The organism is Methylobacterium tarhaniae (assembly GCF_001043955.1).
GTDB classification, from domain to species: domain Bacteria; phylum Pseudomonadota; class Alphaproteobacteria; order Rhizobiales; family Beijerinckiaceae; genus Methylobacterium; species Methylobacterium tarhaniae.
Genome location: NZ_LABZ01000077.1, coordinates 1 through 11,881 on the forward strand (window position 1 = coordinate 1; position 11,881 = coordinate 11,881).

14 protein-coding genes are annotated in these 11,881 nt (G+C 70.6%); 12 read left to right on the forward strand and 2 right to left on the reverse strand.

The window, feature by feature from the left end:
* From VQ03_RS11810 to atpC, 6 genes are all read left to right on the forward strand, one after another.
* Window positions 1-685: DsbA family protein (locus VQ03_RS11810; protein WP_157064076.1), on the forward strand; the 685-nt coding region annotated here is incomplete at its 5' end.
* A gap of 386 nt (window positions 686-1,071) precedes the next feature.
* Complete coding sequence (locus VQ03_RS11815; protein ID WP_048451076.1) at window positions 1,072-1,644, forward strand: F0F1 ATP synthase subunit delta; 573 nt, start codon at window positions 1,072-1,074, stop codon at window positions 1,642-1,644.
* A gap of 66 nt (window positions 1,645-1,710) precedes the next feature.
* Window positions 1,711-3,240 carry a F0F1 ATP synthase subunit alpha gene (atpA, locus tag VQ03_RS11820; protein ID WP_048451077.1) on the forward strand — a complete coding sequence of 510 codons (1,530 nt, stop codon included), beginning with the start codon at window positions 1,711-1,713 and terminating at the stop codon, window positions 3,238-3,240.
* Between the two features lie 31 nt (window positions 3,241-3,271).
* On the forward strand, window positions 3,272-4,159 hold the full coding sequence (locus tag VQ03_RS11825) for a F0F1 ATP synthase subunit gamma (RefSeq protein WP_048451078.1): 888 nt from the start codon (window positions 3,272-3,274) through the stop codon (window positions 4,157-4,159).
* 25 nt (window positions 4,160-4,184) lie between these two features.
* Window positions 4,185-5,642 (forward strand): F0F1 ATP synthase subunit beta, encoded by a 1,458-nt coding sequence (gene atpD / locus VQ03_RS11830; protein ID WP_048447639.1) that lies wholly within the window; start codon window positions 4,185-4,187, stop codon window positions 5,640-5,642.
* A 92-nt stretch (window positions 5,643-5,734) separates the two neighbouring features.
* Window positions 5,735-6,136 carry an ATP synthase F1 subunit epsilon gene (gene atpC / locus VQ03_RS11835; RefSeq protein WP_048451079.1) on the forward strand — a complete coding sequence of 134 codons (402 nt, stop codon included), beginning with the start codon at window positions 5,735-5,737 and terminating at the stop codon, window positions 6,134-6,136.
* A gap of 87 nt (window positions 6,137-6,223) precedes the next feature.
* Here atpC and VQ03_RS11840 read toward each other — a convergent pair whose 3' ends face one another.
* Together VQ03_RS11840 and VQ03_RS11845 are read right to left on the reverse strand one after the other, a co-directional pair.
* Entirely contained in the window at window positions 6,224-7,837 is a 1,614-nt protein-coding gene (locus VQ03_RS11840; protein WP_048451080.1) for an AMP-binding protein, read from the reverse strand.
* Window positions 7,834-8,433, reverse strand: a complete 600-nt coding sequence (locus VQ03_RS11845) for a nitroreductase family protein (RefSeq protein ID WP_048451081.1) — start codon at window positions 8,431-8,433, stop codon at window positions 7,834-7,836. Before VQ03_RS11845 ends, VQ03_RS11840 begins: the two co-directional genes overlap by 4 nt.
* 150 nt (window positions 8,434-8,583) lie before the next feature.
* On the opposite strand from VQ03_RS11845, the gene VQ03_RS11850 reads away from it, so the two are divergent.
* From VQ03_RS11850 to VQ03_RS11870, 6 genes are all read left to right on the forward strand, one after another.
* The gene (locus tag VQ03_RS11850; protein WP_048451082.1) at window positions 8,584-8,928 is read left to right on the forward strand and encodes a hypothetical protein; all 345 of its coding nucleotides are present in this window, start codon (window positions 8,584-8,586) and stop codon (window positions 8,926-8,928) included.
* A gap of 4 nt (window positions 8,929-8,932) precedes the next feature.
* Entirely contained in the window at window positions 8,933-9,226 is a 294-nt protein-coding gene (locus VQ03_RS11855; RefSeq protein WP_048451083.1) for a hypothetical protein, read from the forward strand.
* A gap of 10 nt (window positions 9,227-9,236) precedes the next feature.
* On the forward strand, window positions 9,237-9,410 hold the full coding sequence (locus tag VQ03_RS33730) for a hypothetical protein (protein WP_167376081.1): 174 nt from the start codon (window positions 9,237-9,239) through the stop codon (window positions 9,408-9,410).
* Between the two features lie 113 nt (window positions 9,411-9,523).
* Complete coding sequence (locus tag VQ03_RS11860; RefSeq protein ID WP_048451084.1) at window positions 9,524-9,766, forward strand: hypothetical protein; 243 nt, start codon at window positions 9,524-9,526, stop codon at window positions 9,764-9,766.
* Between the two features lie 75 nt (window positions 9,767-9,841).
* The gene (locus tag VQ03_RS11865) at window positions 9,842-11,263 is read left to right on the forward strand and encodes an SNF2-related protein (RefSeq protein ID WP_048451085.1); all 1,422 of its coding nucleotides are present in this window, start codon (window positions 9,842-9,844) and stop codon (window positions 11,261-11,263) included.
* Between the two features lie 12 nt (window positions 11,264-11,275).
* A complete protein-coding gene (locus VQ03_RS11870) occupies window positions 11,276-11,881 on the forward strand; it encodes a sulfite oxidase-like oxidoreductase (RefSeq protein ID WP_048451086.1) in 606 nt (201 codons plus the stop codon).

An 11,881-nucleotide genomic window follows, 5' to 3' on the forward strand; every position in this document is an offset into this window, starting at 1 on the left:
CCCCCCCCGCCGCCCCCTGGCGACGCTTCCCGCCCTGGCCGCGAACCGGGTCCTGGCGCAGGCCGAGGGCCAGTGGCGCGCGGTGACCGGCGACAACGGCCAGCCGATCCCCAACACCCGCCTGCCGGGCGAGCTCGCCTCCGAGATCGGCCGGCTGCGCGGCGTGACCTGGATCGGGCCGCGGGAGGCCTCGGTCACCCTGTACGAGTTCTTCGACTATAACTGCCCGTGGTGCCGGGCGGCGGCGCGCGACCTCGACGACCTCGTCAAGGCCAATCCGGACCTGCGCGTCGGCCTCGTCAACAACCCGATCCTGTCGGTGCAATCGGCCCAGGCCGCCAAGGTGGCGCTGGCGGTGCAGCGCACCGGCGGCTCGCCGGCGACCGCCGCGTTCTACGCCGCGCTCCTCGGGCCCGGCACGTCCGGGCGCGTCGACGGCCCCCGCGCCCTGGAGGCCGCCTCCCGCCTCGGCCACGACCGGGCGGCCATCGAGCAGGCGGCGGATTCCGACGAGGTGCGCGAGGCCCTGAAGGACCAGATGCGGCTCGCCGCCAATCTCGGCCTGCACGCGACCCCGTCCTACGTCGTCGGCACCTCGGCGCTGCTCGGCTATCCGGGACCGAAGAGCCTCGCCCGGGTCCTCTCGGCGGTCGCCGAGTGCGACGAGATCGCCTGCGCGAGCTGAAGCGCCCGGCCGGCCGAGAAATTTTTCGGAAACCGAAGAGAGACCTTTCGCGCGCGCCGCAGCCCTCGGCGAATCCGCCGGACGGCCCCGGCGGCGTCGTCTCCCCTGTGCGCAATCCGACCATCGTCGAAGGGGCGCCCTATGCGCGCCGCGGAACCGCGCCAGATTGCATTAAGCTCAGGGCCCGCCTTGCGATTGGCGCGCGCCCCCGCTCGCCTTGCGCCCCCCGAAAACCCATGCTAGGCCGGCGCCGCGCCGGGGGAGGGGGCATTCTTCTCGCGCCGGAGCCTTTCCCATCATCGACGGGCCGCGCGCCACCGCCGCTCATTTCCAGACCGGCGCGATCGGCCGGACCCGTCGGGCCAGGACATGAAGAGAGAGCGCTGGTGGCTCAGAACGCATCGGAATCGGGTTCTCCCCTGGCGGGCGTCGCCGGGCGGTACGCCTCGGCGTTGTTCGAGCTCGCCCGCGACGAGCGGGCCGTCGACGCGGTGGCCGAAGGGCTCGACCGGTTCGACGCCCTGCTGACCGAGAGCGGGGACCTGCGGCGCCTCGTGCGCAGCCCGGCCTTCTCGGCCGAGGACCAGGTCAAGGCGATCGAGGCGGTGCTGGCCAAGGCCGGCATCGGGGGTCTCGCCGGCAACTTCATCCGCCTGTCGGCCGCCAACCGTCGCCTGTTCGCCCTGCCGGACATGATCCGCGCCTATCGCGAGCTGGTTCGCGAGTCGAAGGGCATCGTGCGGGCCGAGGTGCGGCTCGCCGAAAAGCCCTCCGACGCGGTGCTCCAGGACATCAAGGCGTCCCTCAAGGACGTCGCGAAGGCCGAGGTCGACCTCGATCTCCGCATCGACCCGAGCCTGATCGGCGGCATCGTCGTGAAGCTCGGCAGCCGCATGGTCGACGCCTCCTTGCGCACCAAGCTCAACAGCATCCGCCTGGCGATGCAGGGCGCCCGCTAAGGGCCCCGACGCACCCGCCACTTCCAAAATAACGCCCGACACGCGAACGAACGAGGGAAGGTCCAGATGGACATCCGTGCCGCCGAGATCTCCGCCATCCTGAAGGAGCAGATCAAGAACTTCGGCCAGGAGGCCGAGGTCACCGAGGTCGGTCAGGTCCTGTCGGTCGGCGACGGCATCGCCCGCGTCTACGGCCTCGACAACGTCCAGGCCGGCGAGATGGTCGAGTTCGAGTCGGGCGTGCGCGGCATGGCCCTGAACCTCGAGCAGGACAATGTCGGCGTCGTGATCTTCGGTTCCGACCGCGAGATCAAGGAAGGCCAGACCGTCAAGCGCACCGGCGCCATCGTGGACGTGCCGGTCGGCAAGGGCCTGCTCGGCCGCGTCGTCGACGCGCTCGGCAACCCGATCGACGGCAAGGGCCCGATCGTCGCCGAGAAGCGCAGCCGGGTCGACGTGAAGGCCCCGGGCATCATCCCGCGCAAGTCGGTGCACGAGCCGATGGCGACCGGCCTCAAGGCGATCGACGCCCTGATCCCGATCGGCCGCGGCCAGCGCGAGCTGATCATCGGCGACCGCCAGACCGGCAAGACCGCCGTCGCCCTCGACACCATCCTGAACCAGAAGCCGGCCCATGCCGGCACCGACGAGAAGGCCAAGCTGTACTGCGTCTACGTCGCGGTCGGCCAGAAGCGCTCCACCGTCGCCCAGTTCGTGAAGGTGCTGGAGGATAACGGCGCCCTCGAATACTCGATCGTCATCGCGGCCACCGCCTCGGACGCGGCCCCGATGCAGTTCCTGGCGCCCTTCGCCGGCTGCGCCATGGGCGAGTATTTCCGCGACAACGGCATGCACGCCGTGATCGTGTACGACGACCTGTCGAAGCAGGCCGTCGCCTACCGCCAGATGTCGCTGCTGCTGCGCCGTCCGCCGGGCCGCGAGGCCTATCCGGGCGACGTGTTCTACCTGCATTCCCGCCTGCTCGAGCGCGCCGCCAAGATGGGCGACGCCTCCGGCAACGGCTCGCTGACCGCGCTCCCGGTCATCGAGACCCAGGCCAACGACGTCTCGGCCTACATCCCGACCAACGTAATCTCGATCACCGACGGCCAGATCTTCCTCGAGACCGACCTGTTCTACCAGGGCGTGCGCCCGGCGGTGAACGTCGGCCTCTCGGTGTCGCGCGTCGGCTCCGCCGCCCAGACCAAGGCGATGAAGTCGGTCGCCGGCAAGATCAAGGGCGAGCTGGCGCAGTACCGCGAGATGGCGGCCTTCGCGCAGTTCGGCTCGGACCTCGACGCCTCGACCCAGAAGCTGCTCAACCGCGGCGCCCGCCTGACCGAGCTCCTGAAGCAGCCGCAATTCTCGCCGCTGAAGATGGAAGAGCAGGTCGCGGTGATCTATGCCGGCGTGAACGGCTACCTCGACGCGATCCCGGTCAACCGGGTCCGTGCCTTCGAGGACGGCCTGCTCTCGACCCTGCGCACCAAGCACGCCGACCTGCTCGACACGATCCGCTCCTCCAAGGAGCTGTCGGCCGACAGCGGCGCCAAGCTGAAGGGCGTGGTCGAGTCCTTCGCCAAGTCGTTCCAGTAAGCTTTAGGCTCGACAGCTAAGGGACTCTCCGATGCCGAGTCTGAAGGACCTGCGCAATCGCATCACCTCGGTGAAGGCGACCCAGAAGATCACCAAGGCGATGCAGATGGTCGCCGCCGCCAAGCTGCGCCGGGCGCAGACGGCGGCGGAGAGCGCCCGGCCCTACGCCGAGCGCATGGCCCAGGTGCTCGGCAATCTCGCCGCCAACCTGACCCCCGGGGCGGAAACGCCCCGGCTGCTCTCCGGAACGGGCCAGGACCGCACCCACCTGCTCCTCGTCTGCACGGCGGAGCGCGGCCTGTGCGGCGCGTTCAACTCCTCGATCGCCCGTCTCGCCCGTGACCATGCCCGCCGCCTCATGGCGGAGGGCAAGACGGTCAAGATCATCTGCGTCGGCAAGAAGGGCTACGACATCCTGCGCCGCGAGTTCCGCGACCAGATCGTCGAGCTGATCGAGCTGCGCGGCGTGCGCCAGCTCGGCTTCGAGAACGCGGAAGGGATCGCCCGCAACCTGCTCGGCCGCTACGACGCGGGCGAGTTCGACGTCGCCACCTTGTTCTACTCGCGCTTCCGCTCGGTGATCGCCCAGATCCCGACGGCGCAGCAGATCATCCCGGCCGAGATCGCCACGACGGAGGCCGCCGCTGCCGGCGCCTCGGCCGACGCGGTCTACGAGTACGAGCCGGGCGAGGGCGAGATCCTCGCCGCCCTTCTCCCGAAGAACCTCACCGTTCAGATCCTCCGGGCGCTCCTGGAAAACGCCGCCTCCGAGCAGGGCGCGCGCATGGGCGCCATGGACAGCGCCACGCGCAACGCCGGCGAGATGATCAAGAAGCAGACCTTGATCTACAACCGGACGCGCCAGGCGATGATCACCAAGGAGCTGATCGAGATCATCTCGGGCGCCGAGGCGCTCTGACCGCACGCAATCAGGGATTAGCATCATGGCGAACACTGCCACCCCCGGCGCCGGCTCGAACAAGACCGGCCACATCACCCAGGTCATCGGCGCGGTCGTCGACGTGCAGTTCGAGGGCCACCTGCCCGAGATCCTGAACGCCCTCGAGACCAAGAACAACGGCAACCGCCTCGTGCTCGAGGTCGCCATGCAGCTCGGCGAGAACACCGTGCGCTGCATCGCCATGGACACCTCCGAGGGCCTGGTCCGCGGCCAGGAGGTCACCGATACCGGCTCGCCAATCCGCGTGCCCGTCGGCGCCAACACGCTCGGCCGCATCATGAACGTCATCGGCGAGCCGATCGACGAGGCCGGCGAGATCAAGACCGAGTCGCTGCGCGCCATCCACCAGCCGGCCCCGTCCTACGCCGAGCAGTCGACCGAGGCGCAGATCCTCGTCACCGGCATCAAGGTGGTGGACCTGCTCGCCCCCTACGCCAAGGGCGGCAAGATCGGCCTGTTCGGCGGCGCCGGCGTCGGCAAGACCGTGCTCATCATGGAGCTCATCAACAACATCGCGAAGGCCCACTCGGGCTACTCGGTGTTCGCGGGCGTCGGTGAGCGCACCCGCGAGGGCAACGACCTCTACCACGAGATGATCGAGTCCAAGGTGAACATGGACCCCAAGGAGCACGGCTCCGCGGAAGGCTCCAAGTGCGCCCTGGTCTACGGCCAGATGAACGAGCCCCCGGGCGCCCGCGCCCGCGTCGCCCTGACCGGCCTCACCGTCGCGGAGCATTTCCGCGATGAGGGCCAGGACGTGCTGTTCTTCGTCGACAACATCTTCCGCTTCACCCAGGCGGGCTCGGAAGTGTCGGCGCTGCTCGGCCGCATCCCCTCGGCGGTGGGCTATCAGCCGACGCTCGCCACCGACATGGGCGCCCTGCAGGAGCGCATCACCACCACCACCAAGGGCTCGATCACCTCGGTGCAGGCGATCTACGTGCCGGCCGACGACCTGACCGACCCGGCGCCCGCCACCTCGTTCGCCCACCTCGACGCCACGACCGTGCTGTCGCGCTCGATCGCCGAGAAGGGCATCTACCCGGCGGTGGACCCGCTCGACTCGACCTCGCGCATGCTGTCGCCGGCGATCCTCGGCGAGGAGCACTACAATGTCGCCCGCCGCGTCCAGCAGGTGCTGCAGCGCTACAAGGCGCTCCAGGACATCATCGCGATCCTGGGCATGGACGAGCTGTCCGAGGAGGACAAGCTCACCGTGGCCCGCGCCCGCAAGATCGAGCGCTTCCTGAGCCAGCCGTTCCACGTCGCCGAGATCTTCACCGGCTCGCCGGGCAAGCTCGTGGCCCTTGAGGACACCATCAAGGGCTTCAAGGGCCTGGTGGACGGCGAGTACGACAACCTCCCCGAGGCCGCCTTCTACATGGTCGGCTCGATCGAGGAGGCCAAGGAGAAGGCCCAGCGCCTCGCCGCCGCGGCCTGATCGGCAGCGACCAAGACGGGCCCGGCCGCGAGGCCGGGCCTTTCCGCGCAAAGTCCTTTCGCGCCTGACGAAACCGGAATCGACCTGACCCCATGGCCACCTTCCAGTTCGACCTCGTCGGCCCCGAGCGGATCCTGTATTCGGGCGCGGTCGATGCCGTGCAGCTTCCGGGCTCCGAGGGCGAGATGACGGTTCTGCCCGGGCACGCGCCCGTGCTCACCACCCTCAAGACCGGCATGCTGGTCATCACCGAGAGCCCGCAGCACGGCAAGCGGGTGCTGGTGCGCGGGGGCTTCGCCGAGATCAACGCCACCTCGCTGACGGTGATCGCCGAGCGCGCCACGCCCCTCGAGGAGTTGACCCCGGCGATCATCGACGCCGACATCGCCGCGGCGGAACTCCTCTACGACGCCACCGACGATTACGACCGCAAGCTCGAGATCGAAGGCCAGATCGCGCAGCTGCGCGAGGCCAAGGTGGCGCTGAGCTTCTGATCCTCGTACGGGTGATCCTGGACGACGAAAGGGCGGGGCCGCGAGGCCCCGCCCTTTTTCATTGGTCGTCGTGCAGCGAGCGCCCGGTCACGCCTCGTCGCGCAAGACCCGCCGGATGATCTTGCCGGTGGTGGTCAGCGGCAGGCTGGCCCGGAACGCGATCTCGCGTGGATATTCGTGTGCCGACAACCGGGTGCGCACGAAGGCCTGGATCTCGGCGGCGAGCGCCTCGGACGGCACGTGCCCGGGGCGCAGGACCACGAAGGCCTTGACGATCTCGGTGCGGATCGGATCGGGCTTGCCCACCGCCGCCGCCAGCGCCACTGCCGGGTGGCGCAGCAGGCAATCCTCGATCTCGCCGGGACCGATCCGGTAGCCCGACGAGGTGATGACGTCGTCGTCGCGGCCGACGAAGTGGACGTAGCCATCGGCATCGATGCGGCCCTGGTCGCCCGTGGTCATCCAGTCGCCGAGGAACTTGCGCTCCGTCGCCTGCGGATCGTTCCAGTAGCGCAGGAACATCACCGGGTCGGGCCGGGCGACGGCGATCTGGCCGGTCTCGTCGACGGCCGCCGGGCTGCCGTCCGGACGGATGACCGCGACGCGGTGGCCCGGCACCGGCCGGCCGGTCGAGCCCGCCCGCGCCACGCCCAAGCTCGCGCAGGAGGCCAGGACCAGGTTGCACTCGGTCTGGCCGTAGGCCTCGTTGATGGTGAGGCCGAGCGCTCCTGTCGCCCAGTGGAAGGTCTCCGGCCCCAGCATCTCGCCGGCCGAGGCCAGGGTGCGGAGATGGCGCAGGTCGAAGCGCCCGCGCGGATCCTCGACCGTGCGCAGCATCCTGAGCGCCGTCGGCGGCACGAAGGCGTTGGCGACCGCGAGGTCGGCCATCAGCCGGAACGCCTCCTCCGGCTCGAACTTCTCGGCCTTGCGCGCCACCACGGCGACGCCGTGATGCAGGCTCGGCAGGAGCGCGTTGAGCAGGCCGCCGGCCCAGGCCCAGTCGGCCGGGGTCCACATCCGGTCGCCGGCCTTCGGCATGAAGTCGTGCATCATACAGAAGCCCGGCAGGTGGCCGAGCAGCACCCGGTGGCCGTGCAGCGCCCCCTTCGGCGGGCCGGTGGTGCCGGAGGTGTAGATCATCAGGGCCGGGTCGTCGGCCAGGGTGTCGACCGGGATGAGGTCCGGCGAGGCCGCCGCCAGGAGTCCGGCGTAGGCGAGCGCCCCGTCCGCCGCGCCGTCGATCGAGACGACGAGGTCGAGGTCCGGCAACGCGTCGCGCAGCGGGCCGAGCTTGGCGACGCCGCCCGCATGGGTCACCACGGCCCGGGCGCCGGCATCGCTCAGGCGGTGGAGCAGGCCTTCCGGGCCGAACACCACGGCGAGCGGCAGCGCCACCGCGCCGAGCTTGTAGATCGCGAGATGGGCCACCACCACGGCGGGGGATTGCGGCAGCAGCACCGCCACCCGGTCGCCGGCCTGGATGCCGTGGGCCCGCAGGCCGTTGGCGAAGCGATTCGAGGCCTCGCGCAGGGCCGCGAAGGACCAAGCCTCCACCCGGCCGTTCGCGCCGACATCGAGGATCGCCGTGCGCTCCGGATCGGCCGCGGCCCAGCGGTCGCAGACGTCGACCGCGATGTTGTAGCGCTCCGGGATCCGCCAGCGGAACCCGGAGCGCCAGTCGTCGTAGGAGGTCGGGCTCACGCCTCGCGCGGCGGGAACCCGCCCTCGAACACGAAGTCGGACAGGGGATGGCGGCCGTTCGGGGTCTCGCGGGCGCGGGTCTCCTCCGGCAGGCTCGCCGGGTCGGCCTTGCGGCCGATGGCGAAGGCCGCCTCGACCCGGTGATGGGGCGGCAGGTTCAGCGCCGTGGGGGCCCGCTCGTGGTCGAAGCCGGTCATGCCGTGGGCGTGCCAGCCCATCTTGATCGCCTGGAGCTGGAACAAGGCGGAGGCCGTGCCGGCATCGAAGGAGTGGCTGTAGGAGGGCTGCAAGCCGTCCTTGGTGTTCATCATCCCGTTCGAGGCGATGAACACCAGGGCCCCGGCGTTCTTCACCCAGCCCTGGTTGAACGGCACCAGGAGCCCGAACAGCGTCTCCCAGGCGGGGGTGCCGGGCAACGCGTAGACGAAGCGCCAGGGCTGGGAGTTGTAGCCCGACGGGGCCCAGCGCGCCGCCTCGATCATCGTCAACAGCGCGGCCTGCGGCACCGCCTCGCCGGTGAAGGCGCGGGGCGACCAGCGCTCGAGGAAGAGCGCGTCGATCGGATGGTCGGCGGTCCGGGAATTGGCGGTGGTCACGAGCGGAGACTCTCCGTGAGTGTCGCGCCGTCCTGCCAGCAAGCGCGGCGGTTGTCACGGACCCTTTGGCGGAGCTGACCCGCGGAAACATCATACCGCCCCCGGTGTTGTCCTCGACACGGACGAGACGGCCGCAAAGGGAGACGAGCGATGGCGAAGACGGATCAGGCGCGGCCCAGCTTGCGCGACTTCGACCCCTATACAGACCGCAACGGTCAGGACATGGGGCAGGATTCTCCCCTGGATGTCGGGGTGCCGCAGCGCACGCAGGAAGATATGGCCCATGACCCGATGGGCCAGGCCCGCGATGCCCGGGTCGCCTCGGACTTCAACCGCCGCGACGCGATCGGCGCGACCGACGGCAGCCAGGCCACCGAGGACGAGACCCCGCCGGAGAACCTGCGCCGCATCAGCGACCCCTCGACCGGCAGTCCCGCCACCCGCGAGGCGATCGACCGGGCGACCGCCGCGATCGGCAAGGACGAGGGGGAGTGAGATCATGACGCGCAAGCCCGACGACGTGGTGGGCAGCCAGGGCGGGCCGGCCGCCGGCGGCGGCCACCAGACGCCCGAGCAGGCGGCGATCACCCGGCAGGAGGGGGGCGGCCGCGACGAGGCCGAGCTGAAGCGCGAATGGTCCTCGGCCGGCACCCCCGGCCGGCCGCCGGTCTCGGTCGGCGGCAGCTCCGGCGGCCATTCCGACCAGATCGCCGCGCAAGGCCCCGACGAGGGGAAGAAGGTCGCGGACGGTGGGTCCCGGACCGAGAAGACCGGCGGCAAGGTCGATTGGTGAGGAGGCTGGCATGGCGGAGCGCAAGGACGGGCGGGATGGAAAACCCGCTCACGACGACAGGATCACCGCCGACGACCTGAAGGGCGTCGCGGCGGTGCCGCAGGACGGCGACGGCAAGGACAACAAGTCCGGCGCGCATGCGGGGGATCGCCAGGGCGACGAGGTCGATCCGGGAGCGGGTTAGGGGGCCGGCTGCCTCCGCCGGCTGCGGCAAGGCGGGCGACAAGGCGGCCGGCTGGACATCCGCATGATGAGTCGGCCGCCAGGCGGCCGACGCGGTTCCTCACGGGGACGACGATGACGAAGCTCTTCATCGCACGGGTGCGTGGCAAGTCCGGGGACCGGCCGCTCGTGACGGTGCGTGCGGCGGCCGAAGGCGAGGCGAGGTTGTTTCTCGAGGCGGCCTATCCGGACGACGAGGTGGTCGAGGTCGCCGATCCCGGTGACTGGGTCAGCACGTCCGATACCGGCTCGAAGGCGGGGGATGTGCGCGAGCATCCCGGTGTCGCGTGGCAGGCGCCGACGACGGGTCTGAGCTAGACTTCCCGTCGGGCTGAAGCCTGCTTGGTGGATTGCAAGCTTGAGCCCCGTCCCGCCCCCCGGCATAGGGGCGCCATGTCCTCCATTTCTCCTCCGCCCCGCCTGATCCCCCGCCCGAATCAGGTCGAGGCGATCCGCGCCATCCTGGCGGCACGGGCGCAGGGGCGGCCGGGCTTCCTGCTCGGCGACATGACCGGGCTCGGCAAGACGCTGTCGGTCTGGGGCGCAGTGGCGGCGATGCCCGAGAGCACCGTGCTGATCGTCTGCCCGAAGGGAGCGATGCCGCAATGGCGGCGCACGATCCGGGATTCGGGGCTGGCCGAGAAGGACGTGACGCTCCTCAACTACGAGCGCACCAAGTCCCTGCTGGCGCTTCCCGCCGCCAGCGCCCGCCGCTCGGTGCGGGCGAAGAACAACGAGCTCGCCAAGCTCGGGCAGCCCAAGCGCGTCTGGCCGATCGTGGTGTTCGACGAGGCCCACCGCCTGCGCAACCCGAACTCGCAACAGGGCCAGGCCTGCCGGCGGATGGCCGAGGCCGCCGCGTTCACGGTCTATGCCAGCGCCACCGCGGCCCAAGCGCCGCACGAGCTGTCCTATCTCGGCGCCCTGCTGGGCCACGCCGTCGGCCGTCCGGTCGAGACCATCGCCGACTTCCGCGCCCTGATGCAGCACCTGAAGATCGGCCGGGCCAAGGGGCGCTGGCAGAACTGGTCCTGGGAGCCGAATGCCCGCGACCAGACCGTGATGGCCGACCTGCTCTATCGCGGCACGCGGGCGATCGGGCTCCGGCGCCGGCCGGCCGACATCGCCGGCTGGCCCGAGGTGCAGCGCGACCTCGCGCCCACCGCCCTCGATGCGGCGGCCAAGCGCCTCTACGACGCGACCTGGCGCGAGTTCCGCCGGGAATGGGGCCTGGCCGGCGGCTCGAACCGGCGCGCCGCCGGCTGGGCGGCCGATCTGCGCTTCCGCCAGAAGGCGAGCCTGATCCGGGTCGCCGGCACCGTCGACCTCGCCGAGGATCTTCTGGAGGCCGGCGAGCAGGTGGCGATCTCGGTGGCGTTCCTGGAGACCGGCGCGGCGCTCGCCGCGGCCTTGGCGGGCCGTGGCTGGCGCGCCGGCACCATCGACGGCACGCAATCGCCCGAGACCAACGAGGCGGTCCGCGTCGCCTTCCAGCGCGGCGAACGCGATGCGGTGGTGTTCACCGTGACCGAATCGATCTCGCTCCACCGCAACGAATTGCCCGGCGGCGAGCGCCCGCGCAGCCTGATCGTCCACGACATGCGCCACAGCGCGATCCAGCTCAGCCAGATCGAAGGGCGCTGCCACCGCGACGGCGAGCGCGCCGCGATCCTGTTCGCCTATGCGGAGGGGACCGTGGAGGAGCGGGTGGCCGCCACGGTGATCGCCCGCATGGCCGGGATGGACAGGATGGCCGGCGAGGATACCTCCCTCCTCGACGCCATCGCGCGGATCATCGATGGTGAGGCGGAGTAGGGAGGTCTTCCCATGGTGACGCGAGGATTCACGGGGCGCCGCCCGGCCCGGCCGGATGCGGAGCGCCTGCCGCCGGGCCAGTACCTCACCGAGGACTTCCCCGTGCTGCAGCTCGGGCCGACGCCGAAGATCGACCTCGCGCGCTGGCGCTTCACCCTGCGGGAGGGATCGAAGCCCCTGAAGAGCTGGAGCTGGGCGGAGTTCGAGGCCCTGCCGCGGACCCGCTGGAAGGGCGACATCCACTGCGTCACCAAGTGGTCGAAGTTCGATACCGCCTGGGAGGGCGTGACGATCGACGACCTCCTGGCGGCGGCGGGAATCGCGGCGCCGACCGCCTACCTGCTCGCCGAGGGCTACGACGACTACACCACCAACGTGCCGGTGGCCGACCTGACCGGGGCCAAGGCCATGGTGGCGACCCGCTATGCCGGCGAGCCGATCCCGCCCGACCACGGCGGTCCGGCGCGCCTGCTGGTGCCGCACCTCTACTTCTGGAAGAGCGCCAAGTGGGTGAAGGGCCTGCGCTTCACGCAAAAGGACGAGGCCGGGTTCTGGGAGCTGCGCGGCTACCACATGGTTGGCGATCCCTGGCGCGAGCAGCGCTTCACCGGCGACTGA

What these genes read in the sequence shown, in the direction of transcription:
- VQ03_RS11825 (WP_048451078.1), top strand. Translation starts at nt 3,272, where the DNA reads ATGCCGAGTCTGAAGGACCTGCGCAATCGCATCACCTCGGTGAAGGCG.
- VQ03_RS11855 (WP_048451083.1), top strand. Translation starts at nt 8,933, where the DNA reads ATGACGCGCAAGCCCGACGACGTGGTGGGCAGCCAGGGCGGGCCGGCC.
- VQ03_RS33730 (WP_167376081.1), top strand. Translation starts at nt 9,237, where the DNA reads ATGGCGGAGCGCAAGGACGGGCGGGATGGAAAACCCGCTCACGACGAC.
- atpC (WP_048451079.1), top strand. Translation starts at nt 5,735, where the DNA reads ATGGCCACCTTCCAGTTCGACCTCGTCGGCCCCGAGCGGATCCTGTAT.
- VQ03_RS11860 (WP_048451084.1), top strand. Translation starts at nt 9,524, where the DNA reads ATGACGAAGCTCTTCATCGCACGGGTGCGTGGCAAGTCCGGGGACCGG.
- VQ03_RS11865 (WP_048451085.1), top strand. Translation starts at nt 9,842, where the DNA reads ATGTCCTCCATTTCTCCTCCGCCCCGCCTGATCCCCCGCCCGAATCAG.
- VQ03_RS11850 (WP_048451082.1), top strand. Translation starts at nt 8,584, where the DNA reads ATGGCGAAGACGGATCAGGCGCGGCCCAGCTTGCGCGACTTCGACCCC.
- VQ03_RS11870 (WP_048451086.1), top strand. Translation starts at nt 11,276, where the DNA reads ATGGTGACGCGAGGATTCACGGGGCGCCGCCCGGCCCGGCCGGATGCG.
- atpD (WP_048447639.1), top strand. Translation starts at nt 4,185, where the DNA reads ATGGCGAACACTGCCACCCCCGGCGCCGGCTCGAACAAGACCGGCCAC.
- atpA (WP_048451077.1), top strand. Translation starts at nt 1,711, where the DNA reads ATGGACATCCGTGCCGCCGAGATCTCCGCCATCCTGAAGGAGCAGATC.